This is a genomic window from Rubrobacter calidifluminis, assembly GCF_028617075.1.
GTDB lineage: Bacteria > Actinomycetota > Rubrobacteria > Rubrobacterales > Rubrobacteraceae > Rubrobacter_E > Rubrobacter_E calidifluminis.
This window is the reverse complement of record NZ_JAQKGV010000012.1, coordinates 1-26,404: the sequence shown is the minus strand read 5'-3', so window position 1 is coordinate 26,404 and position 26,404 is coordinate 1. Positions and strand designations below refer to the sequence as shown.

General features: G+C 64.0%; 24 protein-coding genes. 4 read left to right on the top strand and 20 right to left on the bottom strand.

Annotation, left to right across the window (positions count from 1 at the left end; translation table 11 throughout):
* Positions 1 to 7 precede the first annotated feature (7 nt).
* Genes PJB24_RS10655 through PJB24_RS10645 form a run of 3 tightly spaced genes read right to left on the bottom strand, consistent with a single transcriptional unit; the run spans position 8 to position 2,603 of the window.
* Positions 8 to 745 carry a glycerol-3-phosphate acyltransferase gene (locus PJB24_RS10655; RefSeq protein ID WP_273845665.1) on the bottom strand — a complete coding sequence of 246 codons (738 nt, stop codon included), beginning with the start codon at positions 743 to 745 and terminating at the stop codon, positions 8 to 10.
* Positions 742 to 1,629, bottom strand: coding sequence for a DegV family protein (locus tag PJB24_RS10650; protein WP_273845663.1), 888 nt, complete (start codon positions 1,627 to 1,629; stop codon positions 742 to 744). Before PJB24_RS10650 ends, PJB24_RS10655 begins: the two co-directional genes overlap by 4 nt.
* Entirely contained in the window at positions 1,608 to 2,603 is a 996-nt protein-coding gene (locus tag PJB24_RS10645; RefSeq protein ID WP_273845661.1) for a ketopantoate reductase family protein, read from the bottom strand. Before PJB24_RS10645 ends, PJB24_RS10650 begins: the two co-directional genes overlap by 22 nt.
* 98 nt (positions 2,604 to 2,701) lie before the next feature.
* Here PJB24_RS10645 and PJB24_RS10640 point away from each other — a divergent pair, with 98 nt between their 5' ends.
* Positions 2,702 to 3,703, top strand: a complete 1,002-nt coding sequence (locus PJB24_RS10640; protein ID WP_273845659.1) for a lysylphosphatidylglycerol synthase transmembrane domain-containing protein — start codon at positions 2,702 to 2,704, stop codon at positions 3,701 to 3,703.
* On the opposite strand, the gene PJB24_RS10635 is transcribed toward PJB24_RS10640, so the two are convergent.
* A complete protein-coding gene (locus tag PJB24_RS10635; RefSeq protein WP_273845657.1) occupies positions 3,692 to 4,009 on the bottom strand; it encodes a PadR family transcriptional regulator in 318 nt (105 codons plus the stop codon). The two genes, PJB24_RS10640 and PJB24_RS10635, sit on opposite strands and share 12 nt — an antisense overlap.
* A 114-nt stretch (positions 4,010 to 4,123) precedes the next feature.
* On the opposite strand from PJB24_RS10635, the gene PJB24_RS10630 reads away from it, so the two are divergent.
* A complete protein-coding gene (locus PJB24_RS10630) occupies positions 4,124 to 5,608 on the top strand; it encodes a sulfatase family protein (protein WP_273845653.1) in 1,485 nt (494 codons plus the stop codon).
* 132 nt (positions 5,609 to 5,740) lie between these two features.
* The gene (locus PJB24_RS10625) at positions 5,741 to 7,276 is read left to right on the top strand and encodes an N-acetylmuramoyl-L-alanine amidase (RefSeq protein WP_273845651.1); all 1,536 of its coding nucleotides are present in this window, start codon (positions 5,741 to 5,743) and stop codon (positions 7,274 to 7,276) included.
* Between the two features lie 6 nt (positions 7,277 to 7,282).
* Here PJB24_RS10625 and PJB24_RS10620 read toward each other — a convergent pair whose 3' ends face one another.
* Both PJB24_RS10620 and PJB24_RS10615 read right to left on the bottom strand, forming a co-directional pair.
* Positions 7,283 to 7,900, bottom strand: a complete 618-nt coding sequence (locus PJB24_RS10620; protein ID WP_273845649.1) for a glycerol-3-phosphate acyltransferase — start codon at positions 7,898 to 7,900, stop codon at positions 7,283 to 7,285.
* A 1-nt stretch (position 7,901) separates the two neighbouring features.
* The gene (locus tag PJB24_RS10615) at positions 7,902 to 8,639 is read right to left on the bottom strand and encodes a glycerol-3-phosphate acyltransferase (protein ID WP_273845647.1); all 738 of its coding nucleotides are present in this window, start codon (positions 8,637 to 8,639) and stop codon (positions 7,902 to 7,904) included.
* Between the two features lie 47 nt (positions 8,640 to 8,686).
* On the opposite strand from PJB24_RS10615, the gene PJB24_RS10610 reads away from it, so the two are divergent.
* Positions 8,687 to 9,124, top strand: coding sequence for a hypothetical protein (locus PJB24_RS10610; protein WP_273845643.1), 438 nt, complete (start codon positions 8,687 to 8,689; stop codon positions 9,122 to 9,124).
* A gap of 28 nt (positions 9,125 to 9,152) precedes the next feature.
* Here PJB24_RS10610 and hflX read toward each other — a convergent pair whose 3' ends face one another.
* The 14 genes from hflX to PJB24_RS10540 form a co-directional block, all read right to left on the bottom strand.
* Complete coding sequence (gene hflX / locus PJB24_RS10605; protein WP_273845640.1) at positions 9,153 to 10,376, bottom strand: GTPase HflX; 1,224 nt, start codon at positions 10,374 to 10,376, stop codon at positions 9,153 to 9,155.
* Positions 10,361 to 11,212, bottom strand: coding sequence for a hypothetical protein (locus tag PJB24_RS10600; RefSeq protein ID WP_273845638.1), 852 nt, complete (start codon positions 11,210 to 11,212; stop codon positions 10,361 to 10,363). Before PJB24_RS10600 ends, hflX begins: the two co-directional genes overlap by 16 nt.
* Positions 11,196 to 12,482: a tRNA (N6-isopentenyl adenosine(37)-C2)-methylthiotransferase MiaB gene (gene miaB, locus PJB24_RS10595; RefSeq protein ID WP_273845636.1), complete on the bottom strand. Its 1,287-nt coding sequence runs from the start codon at positions 12,480 to 12,482 to the stop codon at positions 11,196 to 11,198. The genes PJB24_RS10600 and miaB overlap by 17 nt, the downstream gene beginning before the upstream one ends.
* Positions 12,475 to 13,407 (bottom strand): ATP-binding protein, encoded by a 933-nt coding sequence (locus PJB24_RS10590; RefSeq protein ID WP_273845634.1) that lies wholly within the window; start codon positions 13,405 to 13,407, stop codon positions 12,475 to 12,477. Before PJB24_RS10590 ends, miaB begins: the two co-directional genes overlap by 8 nt.
* A 15-nt stretch (positions 13,408 to 13,422) precedes the next feature.
* The gene (gene rny / locus PJB24_RS10585; RefSeq protein WP_273845632.1) at positions 13,423 to 14,967 is read right to left on the bottom strand and encodes a ribonuclease Y; all 1,545 of its coding nucleotides are present in this window, start codon (positions 14,965 to 14,967) and stop codon (positions 13,423 to 13,425) included.
* Positions 14,968 to 15,065: 98 nt separating this feature from the next.
* A complete protein-coding gene (locus PJB24_RS10580) occupies positions 15,066 to 15,677 on the bottom strand; it encodes a regulatory protein RecX (RefSeq protein ID WP_273845630.1) in 612 nt (203 codons plus the stop codon).
* Positions 15,678 to 15,680: 3 nt separating this feature from the next.
* Entirely contained in the window at positions 15,681 to 16,727 is a 1,047-nt protein-coding gene (recA, locus tag PJB24_RS10575; protein WP_420541927.1) for a recombinase RecA, read from the bottom strand.
* A gap of 88 nt (positions 16,728 to 16,815) precedes the next feature.
* Positions 16,816 to 17,688: a helix-turn-helix domain-containing protein gene (locus PJB24_RS10570; protein ID WP_273845626.1), complete on the bottom strand. Its 873-nt coding sequence runs from the start codon at positions 17,686 to 17,688 to the stop codon at positions 16,816 to 16,818.
* Positions 17,689 to 17,718: 30 nt separating this feature from the next.
* Complete coding sequence (locus tag PJB24_RS10565) at positions 17,719 to 19,971, bottom strand: DNA translocase FtsK (RefSeq protein WP_273845624.1); 2,253 nt, start codon at positions 19,969 to 19,971, stop codon at positions 17,719 to 17,721.
* A gap of 66 nt (positions 19,972 to 20,037) precedes the next feature.
* Positions 20,038 to 21,681: a ribonuclease J gene (locus PJB24_RS10560; RefSeq protein ID WP_273845622.1), complete on the bottom strand. Its 1,644-nt coding sequence runs from the start codon at positions 21,679 to 21,681 to the stop codon at positions 20,038 to 20,040.
* Positions 21,682 to 21,742: 61 nt separating this feature from the next.
* Complete coding sequence (locus PJB24_RS10555; RefSeq protein WP_273845619.1) at positions 21,743 to 23,020, bottom strand: M16 family metallopeptidase; 1,278 nt, start codon at positions 23,018 to 23,020, stop codon at positions 21,743 to 21,745.
* A gap of 4 nt (positions 23,021 to 23,024) precedes the next feature.
* Complete coding sequence (locus PJB24_RS10550; protein WP_273845617.1) at positions 23,025 to 25,085, bottom strand: polyribonucleotide nucleotidyltransferase; 2,061 nt, start codon at positions 25,083 to 25,085, stop codon at positions 23,025 to 23,027.
* Positions 25,086 to 25,126: 41 nt separating this feature from the next.
* Complete coding sequence (rpsO, locus tag PJB24_RS10545; RefSeq protein WP_273845616.1) at positions 25,127 to 25,393, bottom strand: 30S ribosomal protein S15; 267 nt, start codon at positions 25,391 to 25,393, stop codon at positions 25,127 to 25,129.
* Between the two features lie 82 nt (positions 25,394 to 25,475).
* On the bottom strand, positions 25,476 to 26,404 hold a 929-nt coding region (locus PJB24_RS10540; RefSeq protein ID WP_273845613.1), incomplete at its 5' end, for a bifunctional riboflavin kinase/FAD synthetase.

Here is a 26,404-nt window from a genome sequence, read left to right as displayed (position 1 = left end):
CACTTTTTCAGACCTCGGACCGGTCGTAGAGCAGGCGGTTCAGGATCCTCCTCGCCTTCCCGGGTCCCTTTGGGATCCCGCCGGCCGTCACCCGTCTCGAGAAGAGGATCAGCGCGTTCGCCGAGGCGGCCGCGACCCTGCTCTTCGGGTACCCTCTCATGAGCATCGCGGCCGGGAGGGCGGCGATGCTGAGCCCCACGCACAGCGGCACCACCCGGCTGTTCTTACCCTCCAGGAGCATCTTCTGCCGGAAGTCCTTCTCGCCGGATTCGATGAGCAGGGGTACCGCCCGCAGCGAACCACCGGCCGTCATGGCGGCGAATAGGTACGGCACGAGCTTCGGGGCGAGCATCATGCTCGCCCCTATGAGTGGGGCGACACCCCTGCCACCGGAGAAGGAGAGGAAGATGGGCCAGCACTGACCGGCCACCCCGGCCGTTGCTCCTGAACAGGCCAGGATCTCCTCTGTATTTTCGTCTTCGATTGGGAGGATGGTTTTGGCCAGAAGGGGGGGCAGGGCGCCCTTGGAGAGGTCGGCGAGCCAGCCTGAGAGGGCGAGGGTTGGGCTTTTGGTGCTCTGGAAGAGGTTGGCTGCGCCGACGTTTTTCGATCCGGTTTTCTTGAGGTCTATATTTTTTTTCTTTGCGAGGAGGGCCACGAAGGGCACCGAGCCGTAGAGGTAGCTCAACAGGGCGTACGAGGCGGCGAGGGCCAGCCTCCTCCCGTTCGGCGTTTCGGCGCTCACGCTCTGTGGCCCTCCGGATCCTCGTAGAAGGCCAGTCCGAGAAGACCCGGGCCGGTGTAGCTGGACATCACGGGGGAGAACTCGGCGATGCGCAGGGTCTCCGGCGAGAAGCGACGTGCGACCTCCCCCCGCAGCGACTCCGCCTCCTCGCGGGCGTTCGCGTGCTGGACGGCGACGTGCAGCGGGCCGTCGTGGTTGAGCCGCACCTCCATCAGATCCAGCATCCGGGAGATGGCCCTGCGGCGCGAGCGGGGACGGTCGAGGTGGTCTACGGTGCCCTGCCCGAAGTAGATGATCGGCTTTATCTGCAGCGCCTTGCCGAAGAGCGCCCCGATGCGGGGTATGCGCGAAGTCTTCGCCAGATACTCTAGGGTGTCCAGCGTCACCAGAAGTCCTACCCGGGAAGAGAGCAGCCTCACCCTGCGCAGGATCTCCTCCATCGTTGCGTCTCCGCGGGCCAGGCGGGCGGCTTCGAGCGCCACGAAGCCCTGGGCCATCGTCGCCGTTCCGCAGTCCACGACCTCTATGCGCGAGGTTATCCCCCGCTCCTCCTGTGCCAGCCTGCGGCCCTGTTCGGCTGCCTCGTACATCCGGGTGACCGCGGGGGTGGGGGAGACGCACAGCACCTGACATCCCTCCGAGGCGAGCCTGCAGAACTCCTCCATGTAGGTGCCCGGCGAGGGGGCGGAGGTCACGGCGGGGGGCAGGTCCGGACGGAGCATCTTGTTGAACTCCTCGGGGGTGATGTCCACGCCGTCGAGGTACTCCTTCCCGGCATACTCGAACGGTATGGGGATCACGGTGATGCCCCACCTGCTGGCCTCCTCTTCCGAGAGGCAGGCGATGCTCTCGGTGACGACGGCTATCTTTCCTGCGGCGGCCACAGCATCTCCGGGGACAAGAACTCTCCTTTCTTCTCTACCTCGTGCACAAGCTCGACCACGCGTTCATTGTAAGGGGTCTTCCGCCCGATCTTCCGCCCGAGCTCCACGATCTCTCCGTTGAGGTAGTCTACCTCGGTCCTGGAGCCGCGCTTGATGCTCTGCCAGGTCGAGCCGAAGATCGGCTCCCTGCCCACCGGCGTGCGCCCCAGGATTCCGAGCACCTTCCCGGGGATCCCCTCCGGCAGCCGGACCATCGCGCGCATCGCGAGGGCGGCGGGGGACAGATCCAGCCTGAACCCGGCGCCGTAGGCCACTTCTATACCCTCGCGCATCACCCTGAGCGGGATCTCGGAGGTGGCGGGGTCGAAGTAGATCCGCTGCATCGGGAGCCCTGTGATCGCCGGGAGGGCGTTGTTTAGGTTGAAGATGAGCTTGGTCCAGCGCGAGGCGAGTATGTCTCGCGAGATCCTCACCGGCAGGGCCTTGCTCAGTAACTCTCTGGTTTCCTGCAGGTGACCTGAGCCCGGAGCGAAGGGTTCTCCCACTATCAGGCGTCCCCGGACCTGCCAGCGCACCTCTCCGGGCTCGAGGTAGCTCGCGGAAAAGAAGACGACACAGCCCACGATCTGCTGCGGGCTAAAGAACTCCCGGGCGATCTCGTCGCAGCGCACCCCGTTCTGCATCGTGACGACCGGGGCATCCTCCGGGACGAGCGGTGCCACTTCGCGGCAGGCATCGGCGAGATCCTGGGTCTTGGTGGCGAGCAGGACGATGTCCGGACTCTCTTCCAGGGAGTGTGCCGCTTTCGGGCGCAGCACCCTCCGGCCGCCCGCCCCGCTCACATGGAGTCCCCGCTCGTTTATCCTGCGTACGTGCTCGCCGCGTCCGACCAGGGTGACGTCCTCGCCCGCCTCCCAGAGCAACCCGCCGACGAGGCTGCCCACGGCTCCGGCTCCCACCACTGCTACTTTCATTCCTTCTCCGCCTCGTCCGTCTCGTCGGTGGACATCGTGCGCCGTCCAGCATATCATTAGTCAGCCTTCGTGGAGGAGTACCGTCTGGAGCACTACAGGTGAGATCAGGTAGACGTAGCGCGCTGTTGGGACTCGCAGTCGGTTTGCTCTCCACCCTGGTTGCGTTGTGGATCATCACCTCGAAGGTGGGAGACAGCGTGCCGCGGGTGGTCGACTACTGGCCGCTTTTCGCCGGTGTCGGGGTGGCGATCGCCGGATGGATCGTGCAGGGTATGGTCATGTACATACTGGCCAGGCCACAGCTCACTGTGAAGAGCGTCCACCCCATGGACATGGTGAGGATCTACCTCGCCGCCGCATTCATCGGCAACGTCTCCCCCATAAGGGGTGCCGAGATACCCTACGAAGTCTACCTGTTGAGACGCCGGGTCGGCCTGCCTGTGGGACTCGGGGGGGGCGTGGTGTTCACCCGTGGGATGCTCAACTCATCCGTGATAGGGGCGGCGAGCCTGGTGGGCGTGTTCTTCTTCTCCGGCCTGACCCACCTCAGCCCGCAGGAGTTCGTAGCCGCACTCGCCCTTCTCGTGGGTGTCTGGGCGTTCGTGGCCTGGCTGGTACGCCGCACATCCGGAGAGGGAGGCGCGCGGCGAATCGGACGCGGGGGTGTATTCTCGCGGCTCTTCGGCCTCTACCGGGAGCTGCGCGAGGGGTTTGCGCTGGTCTGGAAGCAGGGACCACGTGTCATAGCCCTCTGCGTTCTGCTCATGGCCGTCTACTGGGCACTCAGGCTCGCCATCGGTCCGCTCGCGCTGATGGCCGCCGGCTGGGAGGGGAACTGGCTGCCGGTGATCGTTGCGCAGATGATCATAACCTCTTTCGTGATCCCGTTGACCCCCACCCCGGGTGGGAGCGGCGGGGCTGAACTGAGCTTCGCTGCCCTCATCTCACCGCTGGTCCAGCCCGCGATGCTCCTGAGCGGTGTCCTGATCTGGCGAGGCCTTACGTACTTCCTGCTCCTTCTGGCCGGGGCCTTCTTCGTCGGCTGGCTGCATCTGCACCACGGAAGGGGTGCCGGCCCTGGCTCACCCTCATCTGGCTGAGGGTTCCTTCTCCTCGACCACCTCCGCGTAGAGGTCCGCGATCATGCGTCTGAGCTCATCCAGCCGCCTCCGACCGGCTTCTGTCGCCGTGTAGTACTTCCTCACCCTTCCGTCGTCGACCCTCTCTTCACGGCTGAGAAAACCCTCCTGCTCCATCCTGTGCAGGGTAGGATAGAGTGTCCCGTAGCTGAGAGAGTAGCCGTGTCGGGCGAGTTCCTCCAGAAGCCAGGACCCGTAGACCGGCTGCTTTGAGGCGTGGTAGAGGATGTGGGCTCTTATCGCACCGAGCTCGAGCTCTCTGAACATGGTCTTCCTTCCTGCGCTCTCTTAAAATGACCGGGTAGCGGCAGTGTACAATGGGCTCACCGCCGTGATCTATAGAAAAACAGGGGATTCGGCGGTTGTTCATCGGGAAGAGAGATGGATGGGACGCGAGATTTGAGGCTCACACGCAGTGATTTCATGAAGGCCGCCGGGGCCGGTGCGGCGGGGGCTGCGCTCTTCGGCAGCTCGGTTGCTGCCGGCGCCAGGTACAAAAGCTATCTTCCGGAGGGCGGCTCCAGGATGAACGTCATCCTCGTGATAATAGACAGCCTCCGGCGCGACCACGTGGGGGCCTACGGCAACCGCTGGATAAAGACCCCCAACCTCGACGCGCTGGCGAAGGAGAGCCTGGTCTTCAGCCGTCCCTACCCGGAGTCTCTTCCGACGATCTGCGCGAGGCGGGCGATACACACCGGCACGCGCACCTGGCCCTTCCGCGACTGGCACCCGGTCAAGGGGGACGAGTTCATGCCCTACGGCTGGCAACCTGTCCCCGAGGGACAGGTGATGCTCTCTGAGATCCTGCAGAAGCAGGGTTTCTACACCAGCATAATAACCGACACCCTCCACCTGTTTCGCGCCTCCTACGACTTCCAGCGCGGTTTCGATGCCTTCAACTACATCCGGGGCAACGAGCGCGACGCCTACCGTCCGATAATGTCGGCCGACCCCGAGAGGGTTCGCAGGAACATCGTACCGGGCAACGACGCTCACATGAGGGAGAAGGTGCGCCAGTACGTGGCGAACACGGGCTTCCGCAAGAGCGAGGCCGACTGGTTCTCTCCCATGGTTTTCTCGAGCGCGGCCACATACCTGCGCCAGATAAGGAAATCCCAGCCGTTCTTCCTGCTCGTCGACTCCTTCGACGTGCACGAGCCCTGGGACCCACCCCAAAGATACATCGATCTCTACGGGGATCCAGACTACAGGGGGCCGAACCCCATAGTTCCCAACTACTCCGACGCCTCCTGGCTCACCGACGGGCAGCTCGAGCGCATGCGCAACCTCTACGCGGCCGAGATAACCATGATGGATCGCTGGTTCGGGCATTTCATGAACACCGCCCACGACCTTGGCGTGCTCGATGACTCTATCCTGATCGTCCTCTCCGACCATGGCGTCGCCCTCGGCGAGCACAACGACACAGGCAAGCCCTTCTGGGCCCTCTGGCCTGAGATGACCGATACCGTCTTCTTCATCCGCCACCCCGAGGGCAAGGGAGCCGGCGAAAGGAGCGACTATTATGCCTCAACCCATGACGTCGCACCCACCATCCTCTCCCTGCTGGGTATAGAGATCCCATCCCAGATGAACGGCACCGATCTCTCCCCGATCCTTCAGGGGGAAGAGCCCCGGCAGAGGAGGACCCACTTCAGCCTCGGCTACAACAACTACGCCTGGACCAGAGACGATCGCTACGTCATGTTCAGCACCAACACCGGCTCAGACCCCAAGCTCTACGATATCAGGGAAGATCCCGGTATGAACCACGATATCGCCGGCAGACACCCGTCGATCGTGCGGCGTATGTTCCGCGACTACATCCTCGCAGATGCCGGGGGACCGCTGCCAAACTACTGATAATACTCACGACCTCTGGCGTACACACGCGTCCCACCGTGGCCTCCTTAAGCTTCCGGGGCCGAGATCCGATAATCTCACCTGAGAAGACAGACCCAAGAGAACGGAAAAACGAGAAGAAGAGGGGGGAAGATGTGTCTCGAGTGCGGGGCTGGGATCAGCCGGGAGAGGTTCCTGCGTCTGGGGGCGGCGGGTATCGGTTCGCTCGGGTTGCTGGGGTTAACCGGAGGTGAGGCCTGGGCGGGCGGGATCGGTCTCCGGGAGGTTTTCCGGGTGGCGGCCAGGAGATATGGCGTGCCGGAAGAACTTCTCCTGGCGATGGGGTATGTCAACTCGATGTGGGAGATGCCTCCGAGGAGGTTCGGACGCTACCGTCCAGGTGACGTACACGGGATGGGCGGGTACGGGGTGATGGGGCTCAGGCAGGATCCCCGGGTGAAAACGCTTGCGGAAGCGTCGAGGCTGACGGGATTCTCAAGATTTTCTCTCGAGACCGAACCGAGGGCGAACATTATCGGGGCTGCGGCTGTGCTCTCGAAGCTGGCTGGGAAGAAGGCGGGATTTGGGAGATGGTACAGGGTGGTGGGGGAGTATGGAGGGGGACGGCTGTATGCCGATGAGGTCTATGCGGTTCTGGGACAGGGGGTATCCGCGAGGGTGGGGGGACGGTCCCTGAGTCTCGCTGCGGTTCCGGCGGCCCGGGCTTTCGGCGACCTGTACCAGGGACAGGCAGCTGGGGACTATCCCGGTTCGACCTGGTACGGCGCATCACCTTCCAACTACACCGCGGCGAACCGCCCGAACGGGGGGCTCAACATAACGACCATCGTCGTCCACGTCACGCAGGGGTCTTGGGCGTCGGCGATAGACTGGTTCAGCGATCCGAGGGCCCAGGTATCGGCGCACTACGTGGTGCGCCGCAGCGACGGGAAGATAGGGCAGTGCGTGCACGAGCACGACATTGCCTGGCATGCGGGCAACTGGAGCTACAACCAGCACTCCATCGGCATCGAGCACGAGGGGTATGCGGACAACCCGGGGAACTGGACCGATGCGATGCTGAGGTCATCGGCGAGGCTCACGGCACACCTGTGCCGAAGGTACGGCATACCGATCGACCGAGACCACATAATCGGGCACAACCAGGTACCCGGCTCGACACACTACTGTCCCGGTCCGTACTTCCCATTCGAGAGGTACATCTCACTCGTGCGCTCCTATGCTTCGGCGGGGACCGGGAGCAGCCAGGGAAAGGTAACCTACCAGCAGATAGTAGACAACACATCCTCCCGTTTCCGCGCCTCCTCGAACTGGGGGTACAGCCACTGGAGCAGCCAGCGTTACGGAGGAGATTACCGCTACGCCAGTCCGAAGGCGGTCTCGGATTCAGCCGAGTTCAGGGTGAAGGTGCCAGAGACCGCCGCCTACGACATCTACGCCAGATGGCCTGCCGACCCGGCGTACAACAGCGCCACGCCCTTCGGGGTGGTCACAACATCCGGCATACGCTGGGTGCACGTCGACCAGCGCAGGAACGGGGGGAGGTGGTTACATCTGGGGAGGTTCCGGATGAAGCAAGGGAACGCACGGCGGGTGCTGGTATCCAGGTGGACCTCCTCCGAGGGGATCGTGGTGGCCGACGCTGTCATGATAAGGCGATACGGATGAGGCTCCTCATGGACGCCTCTGAAAGAGCAGCCTGAGCAGGAACACCCGGAGGGGTGGGCTGTCGCTCTCGCGTATATCCTTGCCTACCCCCTCAAGCCTCCGCGATGCCACGAGGATCAGCAACAGCAGTGCGCCGGCTTTCAGGGGGATATGTTCTGTCGTGAGGAAGACGAAGCAGGTGTAGAAGATGAACCCCGATATGGTGCCGAGGGAGGTCTGGCGCAGAATGGCGCCCGTGGCGTAGGTGGCCACGAGCACTAGGAATCCCCAGGGGGCCATGGCCGTCGCCGCTCCCGTGCCGACCCCGAGCGCTCGCCCTCCCCGGAAGTTCATGAAGACCGGCCAGCCGTACCCGACCACCGCCCCCAGGGCCGCGGCTACGACCGTGGGATCCGAGGCGCCAAGATGGCGTGCCAGGAGTGGGGGCAGAAGACCCTGCAGGAATACCCCAAGCGCTGTCAGCGCGGCGGGTAGCCTGCCTGCCTGCTCGGCCACGTTGGCGGCGCCGATGTTGCCGGTCCCGCGCCTCCTTATGTCCACTCCGGAGAGGATCCTGGCGATGATCAGACCGAGAGGTATGGCTCCGATGAGGTAAGAGGCAAGGAAGGTGAGTGCCTGGATCATCTCAGCCAGAGGTATCCCTGTCGTAGAGCAGGCGGTTGATGAGGATCCTTTTTACTCCCTGGTCTCCGGGCTTACCCGGCAGGGGTTGCGCCGTGAGCCTCCTCAGGAGCATGATGGCGGCGTTGGCGGCGGTTGCGAGCACCACCTCCCTCTCGTGACCCTTCACCGCGCAGAGCGCTGGCATCAGGGAAATCGCCAGCGCTACCGAGAGTGGGCCGGATTTCGTATGTTTCGTCTGGAGGTGCAGCAGCTCTCTCTTTTCCGCCCGCACCTCTCCCTTCAGGACGGGCAGGAAGCGCGCGAGCCTGGCTGACGCCATCATTGCGAGCAGGCAGGGAGCGAGGCCAGGCGCGAGGATGAGGGAGGCGCCTATGATGGGAGCGACGCCCCTTCCTCCTGAGAAGGAGAGGAAGATGGGCCAGCACTGACCGGCCACACCGAAGACTGCCCCGGCTGCGGCTGCCATGCGGGCGGTTTTTTCATCTTTTCGCAGGACCGTTTTTGCGATCAGAGGGGGCATGGCACCCTTTGAGAGATCGAGAGTCCAGGCGGCGGTGGCCAGGGGGAGGCTCTTTGAGAGGGAGAAGAGGTTTGCCGCGCCCACGTTTTTCGATCCGGCTTTTTTGAGGTCTATACCCCTGCTTTTCGCCAGCAGGTCGACGAAGGGCACCGATCCGTAGAGATAGCCTCCAAGCGCGTGCAGGCTGACCAGCACAGGCTTCTTCCTTCTGCTCTCCATGGTATCGTCCTCCGGGAACCAGTATATCTGTTGTGGAGGGATCGCACTTGAAGAGATCCAGCTCGCATATACCGCAGAATCTGAGAGCAAGGGAACTACGGATGCACGGCATAGAGATCTTCCCCGGCATCGGCACCCCTTTCAGCCAGACGAGCAGGTTCGGTGCCGTCTTCTTTGCCGGATGCGAGGGGCTCCCAAAGACCAGGTTTCTAGGCTTCATAAACTACACTCCGATATTCTTCGGCCCCGGTACGGTCTGTTCGATCATCGGCGGATTCTGGATCTTGCTGCATCCTGGCCGCTTCCCGGTCCGTGGTTCCTTCGGCAGGGGAACAGTATCCTGGAACCACAACTGTAAACTCGCCCTCGCCGAAATGGACCTCCTCCTTCGCTCCAGACCCGCAGGCCAGATCCAGGCCATCCTCAGCCATTTTCCCTTCCCGCCATCCTGCCCGACCATAGAGGGTACCCTGCGTTTTCTTTGAATTTCCGAGAATTGTACTTATCGGAAATTCACGCGACGCGGTAGCGGGCGTAGCGTGACAGGGCGTGGTTTGGGATTGAGACGTCGAGGAGGGTTCCTCTTTCGAGGGGTTTTTGGGAGTGGACGATCGCCCGTTCGTAGAGGTTTGAGACTAGCTGGTAGTCGGAGTGTGGGATGAGGAGCTCGAGGCGCTCCATGCGCTCGGAGAGCCTGGAGTATATCCGGTCGAGGAGTTCGTGGGGGTTTCTCAGGGCGCTGAGGAGCGTTGCGGAGGGGTATCTGGTCTTTAGTGCTTTGATCTCGTGCGGGTTCAGGCGGTCGATCTTGTTGAGGCACAGGATGATGTCTTCCTCCTCTGTTGCCGGATCCAGGCCCGAGAGCGTCTCTCTCACGACCGCTATCTCCTCGTCCAGGAACGGGCTCGACGCGTCGGCGCAGACGACGAGCACGTCGGCGTCCGCCGCCGCCTCGAGGGTGCTCTCGAAGGAGTGTACGAGCTGGGTCGGGAGCTTGCGTATAAAGCCCACCGTGTCCGTCATCAGGATGTCCGGGTTCCCGTCGGTTCCCCGCACGATCCTGGTGGAGGTCTCGAGCGTCTCGAAGAGCCTGTCGGCGGTGGACCCTTCGGAAGAGCTCAGGGCGTTCAGCAGCGTCGTCTTGCCGGCGTTCGTGTAGCCCACGAGCGAGACTGCCGGTATCCTGAGCCTCTCCCTGGACTCCCTCCTCACCCTTCTTGATCTTCGTTCCTGCTCGAGCCTGCTGCGTATGGTTCTCATCCTGTTGCGGATGAGCCTCCTGTCGTACTCCAGCTGCTGCTCGCCGGGTCCCCTCGTGCCAACACCGCCTCCGAGCCGGCTCAGCGCCTCGTTCTTTCCTTTGATCCTGGGGAGCCTGTACTCCAGGTCGGCGAGCTCCACCTCCAGCTTGCTCGCCCGGTCCCTCGCGTGGGCCTCGAATATCCTTATGATGAGCTCGGTCCTGTCCACGACGCTCGCCCCGCAGTCCCTCTCGAGAACCCTCGCCTGTGATGCGCTGAGCTCGTCGTCCGTGATCACCATCCCCGCGCCGCTCTCCTCGACAAGAGACCTCAGCTCCGCTCGTTTGCCGCTCCCGAGGTATCCGACGGGGTCACGCCGGCTCTGTTCCAGGGTACCGACCACCTCCACCCCGAGCGTCCTCGCCAGGCTCGCCAGCTCCTCGAGGTATCTGTCCTCCCCGGCACCGACCAGGACGGCCCTCACGTCCCCGTCCACGGTACCGTCCTTTCCGTCATCTCCGAGGCGCTTTCGGCCACCAGGACCTCCGCTTCTCCCGACAGGTTCCGGGCCAGTTTGTCGAACCACCGTATCTGTCTCCTCGCCATCCGGCGCGTTCTCGCCGCTATCCTCCGGCGGGCTTCCTCCCGGGAGATCTCACCCTTCACCACCCCGAGCAACTCCCGAACCCCTATGGACCCCATCACCTGCTCGCTCACGGGCTCGCCGCCCCTCACCATGTCGTATATCTTCTCCGCCTCCTCGAGGCCTTCCCGGGCTATCCTCGTCGAGCGGCGTTCGATCATCTCGTCCAGCATCTCCCTGTCGGGTCGGAGGTAGACGAGCGTCGTGTCGTACCTGAGGTCTCCTTTCCATATCGAGCCTTCGGCCTTCGCCCCGATGAGCGATAGCTCTATCTTTCTGGTCTCTCTCCTCTCGTTATCGGATCCTCTGGCGAGCGCTCTGGCGCGTTCCCTCAGCTCTTCCTCTACCCTGGGCCAGAGCTGGATCTCGAGCAGCACGGCGTTCAGGTACATACCCGTGCCGGCGTCGAGCACCAAGAGCGGATGCTCTCGTTCTATCCTGCGGACGGCCTCCCTGTGCAGCGCCACGTTCCACTCTTCGTTCACGCTTATTATCCCCACCAGGTTGGCCTCTCTCCGGCGTTTCTGGTTGGTTATGTTCGGTATCTCCCGGTAGACCTGCATAGAGTCCACGACCGTGGCGTTGGTGGCGAGCATGCCCGCCAGGTGATCCGCGAGGTCGCTCTTCCCGCTCGCCGTGGGACCGCATACGGCTATCGCCTTTTTTCTTCCCTCAGATCTCCTCTGCATACAGTACGTGCGGTCCGGCGGAGTTCACTTTCGCCCTCACGTACTCTCCGGGTGAGGCGTCGGTCTCGACGTGCACGGCGTGTCCGCTCCAGGTCTCTCCTATCGCAATGCCATCTTCTCCCCTGGGGTGCCGGATGTAGATCTCTTCTTCCGATCCTATCTTCTCTCTGTTCCTCTTGAGCGCGTTGCCCTCGACCGCCCGGAGTACTTCGAGAAACCTCCTCTGCACGACCTCTTCCGGCACCCTGCCCGGCATCTCTGCGGCCTCCGTGCCCCTCCTCGGAGAGAACTTGAAGATGTAGGCTGCGTCGAAGCCGCAGTCTTCGACCAGCTCGAGCGTCTTCTGATGGTCTTCCTCCGTCTCTCCCGGGTGCCCGACTATTATGTCCGTGGAGAGCGTGCCGTCCGGGACGTTCTCCCTGAAGACCTCTATCTTCCTCCTGTACCTCTCTGCCTTGTACCCCCTGTGCATCATCCTCAACATCCGATCCGAACCCGACTGGACCGGCAGGTGGAGTCTCTTCACTATGTTGTCCTTCCTGCCGATCAGCTCCAGCGTCCTGTCCTCCATGTTCGAGGGATGACTGGTCGTGAACCATACCCTCGGCGCCACCTCTGATACCCTCTCCAGCAGGTCGCAGAACCTGAGCCCTTTCTGCCTCCAGGCATCCACCGTCTGCCCGAGGAGGGTTATGTACTTCGTCCCGCTCTCCACCAGCTCTTCGACTTCTCCGAGCACGTTCTCCAGCGGTCTGCAGATCATCCTACCCCTCACCGTCGGGACGATGCAGTAGCTGCACTGGTAGTTGCACCCCGTCATTATCGTGACGAAAGCGCTGTGCTGCCCTCTCATCCCGGGCAGGTCGGGCGTGAAGGTCTCCTCCATGTTGGGCAGCCCTATGAAGCTGGCGAGCTCGTAGGTGTTGTGGGTGCCGAGGACCAGGTCTATCCCGTACTGCTCTTTTAGCTCTCCGCCCTCCTCCGCAGCCCCTATGCAGCCCGTTAGCGCCACCTTCTTTACTTTACCTTCCCTCTTGAGCCTGTTCAGCTCCCCCAGGTGGCCCCTCACCCTGTCCACCGCGTTCTCCCTCACGTAGCAGGTGTTGAGTATCACGAGGTCGGCGTCCTCGTACCTCTCGACCTCTTCGTAGCCCGCTTCGAGCAGCATCCGGCGCATCCTGTCGGAGTCGTGGACGTTCATCTGACAACCGAACGTCCTTATGCACGCCGTTTGGGTCTGGTTCTTCGGGTTCGTCTTGGTATTATTCATATTCATCCTCTGGCTCGTAGAATCTTGCCTTCAGCGTCAGGATACCCGGCCGGCTCTCCGCCTCGATGGACTCGAGTCTAGCATAGCGGGCAGAGGCCGCCTCAGAGAGCAGGCTCCTCAATCGTTCCATCTCCTCCCGATCGAGAGCGACCTCGGGAAGAGTGGTGGTACGGAGCTCTGCATCTGCCCCGTCTCTCTCTTTTATCCTCCCCCTCCGCCCGGGCTCCTCCCATGAGATCCTGCGCGCAGGGTCGATCTCTCCTCTCATGATCCTCTGAACCGTACGTAGGGAGACCTTCAATCCGATCGAGCACGCCTCCTCCAGTACCGCGCTGGTCTTCCCATCTCTGCTGTTTAGTATTATGCGGTTTTGCAAGAGAGAAGCGAGGATGGCTGAAGGGGTACCGTAGTGGAGGCGCAGGTAGGGCGCATGGAGGAGGAAAGAACGAAGCGTGGCGATGAGGTTGGCTCTGGAGGGTCTGCTCTCGGACTGGAGGGAGCGTTCCGGCAGGGAGAGGGTATCCAGGGTTACGGAGAAAGAGGTTGGGGAGGAAGGAGAGACGAGGCGGGCCTCGACGGCGGCCTCCCTTATGTGGTAGAGGGAGAGGCCGGAGCCGTGCGGGGGTTCTCCGGGGAAGGTGGAGACGGGGTCGAGGTGGCGGGAGGTTACACCGGGTTCGAAGATGAGATCGGCGTAGGATTCCGGCACCCCCTCACCGTCGTCGATGACGGTGAGGGTCCTGTAGCGTCGGGAGCGCAGCGTGGAGGCGACGAAGACGTTTCGGGCTTTCGCGTCGCGTGCGTTGCGCACGAGCTCTCTCAGGACGGCCTCGACCGAGTCGATGCGCGAGGGAGCCCGGCGGTGGCCCTCCGGACCGCCGAGCCGGGCGAACCCGCCGCCGAGATCCCGGTAGGGAGAATCCAACGACCGCCTCCCTTTTTAGTGGGCGACCTCCGAGACCCGGCTCTCGCGGATGACGGTCACCCTGATCTGCCCGGGGTATTCCAGTTCTGATTCGATCTGACGGCTGATGTCGTAGGCAAGCTTGGCGGCTATACGGTCGTCCACCTCTGAGGGCTGGACCATCACCCGGATCTCCCGCCCGGCCTGGATGGCGTAGGCCTTGTCCACGCCCCGGTGGGAGAGCGCGATGTCCTCCAGGTTGCGCAATCTTTCCAGGTAGGTCTCGGTCGACTCCCTGCGGGCCCCGGGCCTCGCCGCCGAGACCGCATCGGCTGTGGCCACGAGGACGTCCTCCACGCTCTCCATCTCGATCTCGTGGTGATGCGCGGAGATCGCACGCACCACCTCCTCCGATTCACCGCACTTTCTGGCGAAACGACCGCCGATGAGTGCATGGGTACCCTCGACCTCGTGGTCTATAGCCTTCCCGATGTCGTGCAGCAGGCCGGCCCTGCGCGCCACCTTCACGTTGGCCCCGAGCTCCTGGGCCATCATACCGCAGAGGTTCGCCACCTCGACCGAGTGCGCCAGCACGTTCTGACCGTAGGAGGTGCGGTACCTCAGGGCCCCCAAGAGCCGCACGAGATCACCGTGCATCCCGCCCCCCACCTTCGCGTCGTACATCGCCTGCCGGCCGGCGCTTCTCATCTCCTTCTCCACGTCCTTCCGGGCCCGGGCGACGACCTGCTCGATCCGTCCGGGATGGATCCTGCCGTCCTCGACCAGGCGCTCCATGGCGACCCGGGCAACCTCCCGCCTCACCGGGTCGAAACACGAGATGACGACCGTCTCCGGCGTGTCGTCGATTATCACATCCACCCCGGTATTTGCCTCGAAGGCGCGTATATTGCGGCCCTCCCGGCCGATGATCCGACCCTTCATGTCGTCCGAAGGCAGGCTCACCGTCTTCACCGTGGACTCAGAGGTCAGCTCGGAAGCCAGCCGCTCCATCGTGGTCGAGATGATCCTGCGCGCCTCCATCTCGGCCCTCTCTTCGGCCTCGAGCGTACGATCCCGGACCATCCTGCCCATCCTGTCCTCGAGCTCAGCCTCGAGCCCGCTCAGCAGTCTACGCTCCGCCTCGGCACGGCTCAGGCCCGAGATCTCCTCCAGCCTTCTGAGCTGCTCGGCCTCGCGCTCCTCGATCTCCTCAAGCTTCCTCTCGAGCACCTCGTCGCGCCGCGAAAGCTCACGCCTGCGCTCATCGAGCTCCTCCTCCCGGCGGTCGAGTGAGGCATCCCGACTGTTGAGACGCTCCTCCAGCCGTGAGAGCTCGGCCCGCCGGGCCCGCAACTCGGCTTCGACCTCGTCCTTGACCCTGAGCGAGGCCTCCTTCGCAGAGAGAGCGGCCTCCCGTTTTATGGTCTCGGCCTCCCGGCGCGCGCTCTCCAGGATTCCCTCGGCCTCCGAACGAGCCTGAGCGCGCCGGGAACGCTCGTGCGAGCGCCAGAAGATGTATCCCGCGGCGACGCCCGCCATGAGGCCGATGACCAGCCCCAAAATCGGCACTAACACGTTCATAGATTGTCCTCCAAGGGACCGCCGCGGATGCGGCGGTCACCATGATCAAAGCCGTCCTGACTACCACGTCTGTACTGAGAGTGGTCTCCTTGAGGCCCTCATCTCTGGAGGGGGCTGCCGCGATACTCCCGCGCCACCAGGACACAGACCTCAGCCTGATACCCCCGCCGCCTCAGGAAACCGTGAACCCGACGCGCGAGGGCGTCGGATCTCTCACCGGTATTATAGCGCCGTGCAGCGAGAACGCGGGCCTCCTCAAGATCCGACACACCCTCATACTCCCGGCGGACGGCCTCCTCCGCCAGCTCCCGGCCCACCCCCCGCCGGAGCAGATCGGAGAGCACCCTCTCCCGCCCGTAACCCTTCCCCACCCGCTCCCGGGCGAACCTGCGCGCGAATGAGACATCGTCGAGATAACCCATCTCCGCGAGCCTCCCGACGACCTCCCTTACCACCTCCTCGTGGTGACCGAACCGTTTCAGCCTGCCGCAAATCTCCAGCCGCGAGCGATCCCTTCCAGACAGCAAACGCAGCGCCCGATCCATCGCCAGCGATCGCTCGTAACGGAAGAGCTGCTCCGGAGAGACTTCATCCCCCTCGCGGATCCCCCACCTGGAGAGCGTACCGGCCGGTACCTCCCCCCACTCCTCGCCGTCTACCAGAACCCTGACCCTACCGCGGTCAGCCTCGAGCCGGGTTACCCTGGACAAGGGTCATTCCTCAACCAGCGGTGTGCCACGCTCCCCGGCATCGACCTCTCCGGAGGAGACGTCCCGCTCCAGACCCAGCTTGCGGTAGATGTCCGAGATTATCCTCTCACGCACCTCGCGGTTCTCCTTGAGGAACTTCCTCGCGTTCTCCCTCCCCTGACCAAGGCGCTCGTCACCATAGGCAAACCAAGCCCCGGATTTCTGTATGACGCCCTGCTCGATCCCAACGTCGAGCAGGCTCCCCTCCTTGGAGATACCCTCACCATACATGATGTCAAACTCGACAGTCTTGAAGGGCGGCGCAACCTTGTTCTTCACTATCTTCACCCGTGTCTGGCTACCCACCGTCTCGTTGCCGTCCTTCAGGGAGCCTATGCGCCTTATGTCCAGCCTTACGCTGGAGTAAAACTTCAAAGCCCTACCCCCCGGCGTGGTCTCCGGAGAACCGAACATCACCCCGATCTTCTCCCGCAACTGGTTTATGAAAACAGCCGTCGTCCCCGAGCGCGAGAGAGAACCGGAGAGCTTCCGCAACGCCTGGCTCATCAACCGGGCCTGCAGCCCCACGTGGGAGTCCCCCATCTCACCCTCTATCTCAGCCCTAGGTACGAGAGCTGCGACGGAATCTACCACGAGGACGTCGAGCGCCCCGGAGCGGACCAGGGTATCCGCGATCTCCAGGGCCTGTTCGCCATTATCCGGCTGGGAGAAGTAGAGGTCGTCCAGGTTGACGCCGATGGCCTCGGCGTAGGTGGGGTCGAGGGCGTGTTCGGCGTCCACGAAGGCGGCGAGCCCGCCCTCCTTCTGGGCCTCGGCTATGATGTGCAGAGCAAGGGTGGTCTTCCCGCTCGACTCGGGGCCGAAGATCTCGACTATCCTCCCCCGCGGCACACCGCCGACTCCGAGCGCGAGGTCCAGGGCCAGCGCCCCGGTGGAGATGGATGGGATGCGCTGCGGCCCGCGATCCCCCATACGCATGATCGACCCCTTGCCAAACTGGCGCTCTATCTGTGCTACTGCCGCGCCGATCGCTTTCGTCTTGTCCAATATGGGAACCCCCCGGAGTTTCGTTCAGGCTCTCTAATTCTGGTGCCAGGACAATTATACGGGGTGAGGGCTCTCCTCCCAACACGCTGCTCTAGGATGAGCCTGCCTGTTTGAGGGTGAAGGTCCGGGTGAGGACCTCTCCCATGTCGCCGAGCGTGCCATAGTTCTGGCCGTTTATCCTGACCCTGACCGCTCCGGCGTTGCCGCTGGTTATGCTGATTTCGTGCTTCGCGGTGAAGGTCTTGGAGAAACCGGGCTCCACCGTCCGGACGAAGACCACCTCTCCGTCGCTCCTGACCTCGAGCCAGGACGGTCCTCCGGAAACGTCCAGCCTGGCTTCGAGCGAACGGGTGGTCTTTTGGTTACCGCCGGCAGGATGTCCCTTGCCATGCTCAGAATGCTGGACCTGGCGCTCTCCGGCGGCGGGGTGAACCTTATCTGCTCCACCATGGTTGTTCGCCGAGACTCCCGGCGAGTAGACCCTGCCCAAGTAGTAGAAGGCCGCCACGATGACAAAAAGCAGCACGACCGCGAATATGGGAAGTGCTATCGAAGAGCCCGAAAAACGCCGCCTCCTCTCGGCCTCCCTGATCCCCCCGGAAGAAACCAGCGGCGGTGGGGACCCGTAATCCCCTCCCGCGAAATCTTCACCCCCGAGCACACGCTCTTCTTCGACGCCCTCCTCCAGATGCGTGGCCTGGTATTCCCGCATCCGCCGGGCATACTCCTCACCGTCCAGCCCCAGGTAATCCGCGTAGGTCCTCACGAATCCCCGTACGTAAACCGGGGCCGGCATCACCCCGTAGTCTTCCCGCTCGATTCCCTCGAGGTAGCGCCGCCGGATCTTGGTGGCACGCTCAACGTCTTCCAGCATCAGGCCGCGCTCCTCCCGCGCCCGCCTGAGCTCCTCACCTATCCCTACCCCGTCTCTGGCCTCGAAAGACCCGCGCTCCCGTCCGCTCATATCATCCAAAGAATATCACACGAGTTACCATCATCCTTCATCCTCTCCATCAGCTTCAGGTTCACCCATCCCCTCCGTGCCGAAGATGGTCGGGAGGTCGGTCTCTCCTGCGATGACGGCGCGACTCTTCGAGCCCTCATAAGGCCCCACGACCCCTTTGCGTTCGAGGGCATCTATTATCCGCCCGGCTCTGGAGTAACCCACCCTGAAGCGGCGCTGGATCGCGCTGACGGAAGCCTGGCGGGTCGTCACGACGAAGTTCGCCGCCTCCGGCAGGAGTTCGTCCTCCGGCTCACCAGCCTCCGGTTCCGATGCGGTGGGCCGGGTCACCTCTTCGATGTAGCGGGCGGAGGCGCGTTCGGCGCAGGCGGAGACGACCCTCTCCACCTCGGCCTCGGAGATAAAGGCGCCCTGCACCCGCGACGGCCTGAGGGCCGTGACGGGCTTGAAGAGCATGTCACCCCGACCCAGGAGGGCCTCCGCACCCGGGGTGTCGAGGATCACGCGGGAATCGACCTGGCTGGAGACGGCGAAGGCTATCCTGCTCGGCACGTTGGACTTTATCATCCCGGTTATCACGTCGACGCTGGGACGCTGGGTGGCCACGACGAGGTGTATGCCGACCGCGCGGGCCTTCTGCGCGAGCCTTATGACCGCGTCCTCGACCTTGGCTGCGGCGCTCATCATGAGGTCTGCGAGCTCGTCTATCACCACCACGACGTAGGGGAGCTGCTTCTCGGCCCGGCTGTTGTAACCGTCGAGAGATCGGGTGCCGAACTCCTCGAGTATCTCGTAGCGGCGCTCCATCTCGGACACGGCCCAGGAGAGCGCGTTGGAGGCCTTCTTCACGTCGGTGACGACGGGCGTGATCAGGTGCGGAACCCGCGCGAACTGGGAGAACTCGACCCTTTTGGGGTCTATGAGCACCATCTTCACCTGCCGGGGGTCGGTCGTGAGCAGAAGAGAGGTAAGAAGCCCGCTGAGCATCACGCTCTTCCCGCTGCCGGTGGCACCAGCGACGAGCAGGTGCGGCATCTCGGCGAGGTCGAAAAAGACAGCGCGGCCCGAGATGTCCTTGCCGAGCCCCACCGGCAGCGCCCACTCGTTCGCGCCAGGATACTCCTGGAAGACGTCCCCGAGCGTGACGGTGGCGGGCCGCTGGTTCGGTACCTCCACCCCGACGGCGCTCTTGCCGGGTATTGGTGCGAGTATCCTGATCTCGGTGGCGGCGAGCGCATAGGCTATGTCCTGGCGCAGGTTGCTGATCTTGCTCACCTTCACCCCGGAGCCGAGCCTGAGCTCGTAGCGGGTGACCCGGGGGCCGACCACCGCGCGTATCACCTGGGCCTCCACCCCGAGGTCGGAAAGAGCCTCCATGAGGCGCCGGCTGGTACCCTCGGCGTCGTGCTCGGGCTCGCCGCTACCCGGCTCGAGCAGCGAGAGCGGCGGCGGGGTGTAATCTCCTTCCACCCTCTCCGGGAGCTCTTCGAGCCTGCCGGCAGCCTCCCGTCTCTGCGCGGGGAGCACTATCTCGAAACCGGCATCCTCACGCACCCGGTCCTCCTCCCCGCCAGATCGCGGGCCGGATCCCCCGGAGTCACCTCCTCCAGCCTCCTCCCGGCGGGCCTCCTTCCTACGCCTCTCGGGCTCGGACCTGCGACGGAGGTGGTGCCACTGTCTCATCTTCCCGAGGAGTCCGGCCATAGTGGATGGCAGAGAACCGGCCAGGCCGGGAAGCAAAAGGCAGAACCCCGCGAGATAGATCAAGACCAGGAAGAAGATCACGCCGACGAAACCGCCCACCCCGTAGACCGTGGCGTAGAGCCCACTTCCTGCAACGCCGCCATACAGAGGATACAGTCCGGGATCGAAGAGCCCAGACGTAGGGATCTTGCAGGCCAGGGTCATCGCCCCGGCCAGGAGGAGCAGCGACACGCCAGCCACCTGTCGGCGGGAGAGCCTGCCCGCCAGCCACAGGATGCCGCCCACGGCCACGAGCGGGGCCAGCAGGAACCCGATCCGTCCCAGCAGGTAGGTTACGGCCACGCTCCCGGCGTGACCGAGCAGCGCGCCCCGCCCGGTTACGAACGCGGCCGTAAAAAAGACCCCACATCCGGCCACGAAGAGTCCGAGCGCCTCCCGGGGCACGGACGAGACCAGACGACCAAGCCCTACAACCCGGAAGCGCCGTCGCGAGGAGGCCCTGGAGGTGTTGCCCTTTCTTCTGCGCCCCGCGGCAGCCCGCCTGGAGGTTTTCCTGGATGTCCGGCCTCTCGAAGCCACCTTTCTAGTTTAACTTATGAGCTCTTTATGCCGGAATACGCACCCCATATGGGGTGCACGGGCGCTCTACACCTCAACTATTAGGGGGATTATCATGGGACGCTTGCGGGTGCGCTCGAAGAGGAAGCTTGAGAGGTCCTTGCGTATGGCGTTCTTCAGCTCCCCCCAGTCGGTGATGTGGCGCCGGGCGGTAGCCTGGAGCGTGCCGCGCACCCGCTCTACGGCCTCTTCCATCAGGCCGTTGGAGCTCTGCGTCGCGACGAACCCGCGCGAGATCACGTCCGGGTCTCCCAGAAGCCTGCCGCTCTGGGCGTCGATGCGCGCTATCACGACGAACATGCCGTCCGCGGAGAGCTGCTGTCTCTCGCGCATGACGCCGTCGGCGGTGTCTGCGAGCCCTCCACCGTCCACCAGGAACATCCCCGCGGAGACATCCTCGAGCCTGCGGGCGAGCCCATCCCGGAACTCGAGCCGGCCGCCGTTCTCCAGGATGAAAATGTTCTCCTCGGGAATGCCGAGGTTCATCGCCGTGTTCGCGTGATGCCTGAGGTGCCTGTACTCTCCGTGAACCGGTACCAGATAGCGCGGCTTCAGGAGGTTCAGAACTATCTTCTGTTCCTCCCGGGCGGCGTGCCCGGAGACATGTACCTGCTCCAGAGGGCTGTAGAGCACCTCGACACCCCGCCTCATGAGGTTGTTGATCGTGTTGGAGACGCTCCGCTCGTTGCCCGGAATGGGGTGCGCGGCAATGACCACCGTATCCCCCCGACCCGCCTCTATGGTGCGGTGGGTCCCGTTCGCGATGCGCGAGAGGGCGGCCATCGGCTCCCCCTGGGAGCCTGTGGTCAGAACCACCAGGTCCGAGTCGGGGATGCGAGCTATCTCCCGCTGGTCGACCATCATCTCCGCTGGGAGATCGAGGTACCCCAGATCGCGCGCTATCTGCACGTTGCGTACCATCGACCGCCCGGTGACGGCGACGAGCCGCTCGTGTTCTTTCGCCGCCTCGACCACCTGCTGGATGCGGTGGATGTGCGAGGCGAACGAGGCGACTATGATCCTCCCGGTAGCTTTCTCGAAGACCTCCTCGAGGGTCTCGCCCACGACCTTCTCCGACGGCGTGTAACCGGGACGCTCGCTGTTGGTCGAGTCCCCGAAGTAGGCGAGCACCCCCTCCTCGCCGAGCGCGGCGAGCCGCCCGAGGTCCGTGGGTTCACCCTCTATCGGGGTGAGGTCTATCTTGTAGTCGCCGGAGAAGACGATGAGCCCGGCCCCCGTGCGTATCGCGACGGCCACAGCGTCCGGGATGGAGTGGTTGACGTTTACGAACTCGACCTCGAACCCGCCCAGCGAGACGCGCTCCCCGGCGGAGACCTCGCGCAGGTCGGCCCGCTTTATCCCGAACTCCTGCAGCTTGCTCCTGACGAGCCCGAGCGTGAGCTTGGTGGCGAAGACCGGGACGCCGAACTCTCGCAGCAGATAAGGGAGCGAGCCGACGTGGTCCTCGTGCCCGTGGGTGAGGATCACCGCCCGAATCTCACCGGAATGCTGCCTGAGATAAGTGAAATCCGGCAACACCAGGTCTATGCCGGGCATCTCCTCGTCCGGGAACGCCATGCCGGCATCCACGACGAGGATGCCGCTGCCGCCCCGGACGGCGGTCATGTTCTTGCCGATCTCCCCCAGTCCTCCCAGGGGGATGACCTGCAACGTCTTTTCGTCTAGCAGCTCGTACTACCTCCTCCTTTTCTTCGTCCCCGCAGGGTGTGGATCATCCTCTCCTCACGCCCTCCGGTTGCAGATACTCACCCAGATCGGTCTCCTCCGGCCCGACGGCCGCAAGATATATCTTCTCGAGATCCAGATACTCCCTCGCCAGACGCTGCACGTCATCCGCGGTCACAGCCTCTATGCGCGAGGCTATCTCCTCCGGCGAGAGGAGCTCGGTGCCCGTGATGACGCTGCGCCCGATGCGGTTCATCCGCGCCGGGGTGCTCTCGAGCGCCAGAAGCGTCGAGCTCTTGAGCTGCTGGCGCGTCCTCTCGAGCTCGTCCTCCGGAACGGGCTCCTCCTGTATGCGGGCGATCTCGTGAGCGATCACCCTGACCGCCTCCCGGACGTTCTTCGTCGTCGATCCGACGTATATCCGCATCGCTCCGGTGTCCGAGTAGCCGTGGTGGTAGGCGTAGACGGCGTAGGCCAGCCCGCGCTTCTCCCTGACCTCCTGGAAGAGCCGGCTGGACATCCCGCCCCCGAGCACGTTCGAGAGCGCCGCCATCGCGTAGCGGTCCTCGCTCGAGGCCGGAACGCCCCTGGCCCCGAGCGCCACGTGGTACTGCTCGGTCTTCTTGTGCCGGTAGAAGAAACGGCTCTCGGGCCTGCCCGGCCGCGCCTCCCTCTTGAAGGGCGTCCCCTGAGGAAGATCCCCCAGACGTCCCTCGACCAGCGCCGCGAAGCGGTCCGGATCGAGCCTGCCCGCCCCCACGACGAAGATGTTCGGCGCGGTGTACGTGCGCTCGTGGAAGGTTCGGATGGTGTCGAGGTCGACCCCACGCACCGTCTCGACAGAGCCTATCACCGGCCTGCCCAGCGGATCGCCGTGGAAGATCAGCGACGAGAGGTACTCGTCGGCCATCTGGTCCGGCCGGTCCTCGTACATCTTGATCTCCTCGACTATCACCTCCCGCTCGCGCTCGAGGTCGGCGAAGGTCGGTTCCCTGACCATCTCGCTCACGATCTCGAGCGCCCGCTCGAGGTGCTCCGGCAAAAAGCGGGCGTAGAGGACCGTGTACTCCTCGCTGGTGGCCGCGTTCTCCTGCGCGCCGATCGACTCGAAGGCCTGGGCTATCCCCAGCGCGTCCATCGAGGGGGTGCCCTTGAAGAGCATGTGCTCCATCAGGTGGGTTATGCCGGCGACCTCCTCGGGCTCGTCGCGGCTGCCGGCCCGGATCCAGACGCCGAGCGCGATGCTCTGCGCCTCCTCCAGGGGCTCGCTGAAGACCCTCACGCCCCCCGGAAGCACCCTCTCGAGTACGTTCTCGTCCGGCATCGGGCTAGTCCTCTAGCTTCTCGAGGGAGATACGGTTCTGCTTGTCCACCTCTAGCACCCGCACCTTGATCATGTCCCCCTCGTTGACGACGTCTTCGACCCTCTCGATGCGCTTCTTGCCCGGCGCGAGCCGCGAGATGTGCACCAGCCCGTCCCGCCCGGGCGTCAGCTCGACGAAAGCCCCGAAGTTGGTCGTCTTGACGACCCGGCCGGTGTAGATGTCCCCGGCCTCGACCTCCTTGGTCATGCCCCGTATGGCCGAGATGGCCCCCTTCACGGACCTGCCGTCCAGCCCGGCGACGTACACCGTGCCATTGTCCTCGATCGAGATCGAAACCCCGTACTCGTCCTGCAGCGCGTTGACGACCTTCCCGCCGGGTCCGATGACGAGGCCTATCTTGTCCGTCGGTATCTCGATCTTCTCGACCCGCGGCGCGTACTCGGAGACCTCCGGCCGCGGCTCGGGTATGGTCCGCTGGATGATGTCCAGGATCTCCAGCCGCCCCTTCTTCGCCTGCTCGAGCGCCTCCCTGAGAAGTTCGGCCGAGACGCCGGTGATCTTCATGTCCATCTGCAGCGCGGTCACCCCGTCGCGGGTGCCGGCGACCTTGAAGTCCATGTCCCCCAGGTGATCCTCGAGCCCCTGGATGTCCGTGAGGATGACGTAGTCGTCGCCCTCCTTCACCAGACCCATCGCTACCCCGGCCACCGGTGCCTTTATCGGGACGCCGCCGTCCATCAGCGAGAGCGTCGAACCGCAGACGCTCGCCATCGAGGAGGAGCCGTTGGACTCGAGCACGTCGGAGATTATCCTGATCGCGTACGGGAACTCCTCTTCGGAGGGGATCACCGGCAGAAGCGCCCTCTCCGCGAGGGCACCGTGTCCGATCTCACGCCGCCTGGGCGCCCCGAGCCTGCCGGTCTCGCCGGTACAGTAGGGCGGGAAGCTGTAGTGGTGCATGTAGCGCTTGGTCGTCTGCGGCTCCAGGGTGTCGAGCCGCTGCACGTACCCGAGATCGGCCAGCGCGAGCGAGGAGAGGACCTGCGTCTCCCCCCGGGTGAAGAGCCCCGTCCCGTGCACCCTGGGAAGGACCCCTATCTCGGCCGTGGTCGGCCTTATCTCGTCGAACGCCCTGAGGTCGGTGCGCTTGCGATCCTCGAGGTAGAGCTTCCTGAAGGCCTCCTTCTCGAGCTCGTGGACGGCCTCGGCTATCTTCTGGGCCTCCTCTTCCTCTTTGCCCTCGATGAGCTCCTCGACCAGTTCGTCCAGCGCCTCGTTGCGCGCCCGGCGGTCGGTGGTGACGATGGAGTCTTTGATCCGATCGAGGTACCACTCCCGCAGCTCGGCGACGAAGGGGTTCTCCTCCGGCGCCTCGAACTCTTGCTTGGGTTTTCCGACCTCGCGGGCGAAGTTCTCTATGGCCTCGGCCTGAGCGCGGATCGCCTCCTGGGCGAAGAGCATGGCCTCGACGATGACGTCCTCGGTGACCTCGTTGGCCCCGGCCTCGACCATCGTTATGGCCTCGCGCGTGCCCGCGACCACCAGGTCGAGGTCGCTCTCCGCGATCTGCTGGTAGGTGGGGTTGAGGATGAACTCACCATCGAGGCTCCTCCCGACCCTGACAGCCCCTATTACCTGCTCGAGCGGGATGTCGGATATCGCGAGAGCGGCCGAAGCCCCGACCATGCTCACCGTGTCGTACGGCGTTATCTGGTCCGCAGCTAGTACGGTGCTTATGACCTGGACCTCGTAGTTGTACCCCTTCGGGAAGAGGGGCCTCAGCGGCCGGTCCGTGAGCCTGGCGGTGAGGATGGCCTTCTCCGAGGGCCTCCCCTCACGCTTTATGAACCCTCCGGGGATCTTCCCCGCGGAGGACATCCTCTCCTCTATGTCGACCGAGAGTGGCAGGAAACTCACCCCGGCCCTCGGCTCCCTGGAGCGGGTGGCGGTCGAGAGAACCATGGTGTCCCCCAGCCTGGCCGTCACCGCGCCGCCGGCCTGACGGGCGAGCCTGCCGGTCTCGAGCACCAGCGTCCTGTCGCCGACCGGTATCTCTAGACGCATATTCACTTATTCTCCTCTTTACCGGTGTCTGTAAGGGGCCTCTACCGCCGTAGGCCGAGCCTGCTGATCAGCGACCTGTAACGCTCGATGTCGTTCCTCGCCAGGTAGTTCAAAAGCCGGCGCCTTTTACCGACCATCTTCAGTAGACCCTGGCGTGAGTGATAGTCGTGCTTGTGGGTGCGCAGATGCTCGGTCAGGTGGTTGATCCGCTGCGTCAGTATCGCGACCTGCACCTCGGGGGATCCGGTGTCCTCCTCGTGCGTCCGGTACTCTTCTATGATCCTCTGCTTGTCCTCGACTACCGCCAACTTCTACCTCTCAAGCTTTTCGTCTCTTTCTCTTACATTCAAACCTATCGAATCTTCTACACCCCATATGCTAACACATGCATCAAAACGTCTTGCCCTGGAGTATCTCGCGGGCTTTGTGCACGTCGGTCGCTATCTGGGCCCTGAGCTCCTTTACGCCCGAGAAGCGCCTCTCCGACCTTATCCTCTCGTCGAAGGCGACGTCCACCGTTCTGCCGTAGAGATCACCCTGAAAATCCAGGATGTGGGCCTCCACGCGTACGACCCGGCCGCCGAAGGTGGGGGCCACCCCGACGTTGGTGCAGGCGGCGTGCTCTTCTCCCTCCACCCTGACGAACCCGGCGTACACGCCCCGGGCCGGAACGGCGACCTGGGCGTCGGGGACCACGTTGGCAGTCGGAAATCCTATCTTCCGTCCGCGCTTCTCGCCCTCCCTCACCTCTCCCCTGACCGCATGCGGCCGTCCGAGCAGCCGAGCCGCCTCCCGTACCTCCCCGCGTGCGATCAACTCCCTGATCCTGGTCGAACTCACCCTCTCCCCATCACCCCGCTCGAGCCCGACCACCCGTACCCGGCCCCCGCTCCTGCGCATGAGCTCCTTCAGATCCTCCGTGCTCCCGGCCGCCCGGTGCCCGAACCGGAAGTTCTCCCCCACGACGACGACGCACGCCCCGAGCTCGCCGAGGAGAACCTCTTCGACGAACTCCCGGGGACTCTTGCGCGCCATCCCGGAATCGAATTTCACGACCCGCACCTCGTCGACACCACACCCGAGCAGAAGCTCCTTCCTCTGCTCGAGCGTGGTCAGCAGCGGAGGTCCCCCCCCAGGTGAGAGCACCTCCCTCGGATGCGGCCAGAAGGTGGCTGCGAAAACGGGTATACCCAGCCGGGCTCCTTCTTCTGCCGCCGCCCGGATCACGGCCCTGTGCCCGAGATGTACCCCATCGAAATTCCCCAGCGCCACCACTACCCCGCGCACAGCACCACCTCCGGAACCGACCGCCCCCCCTC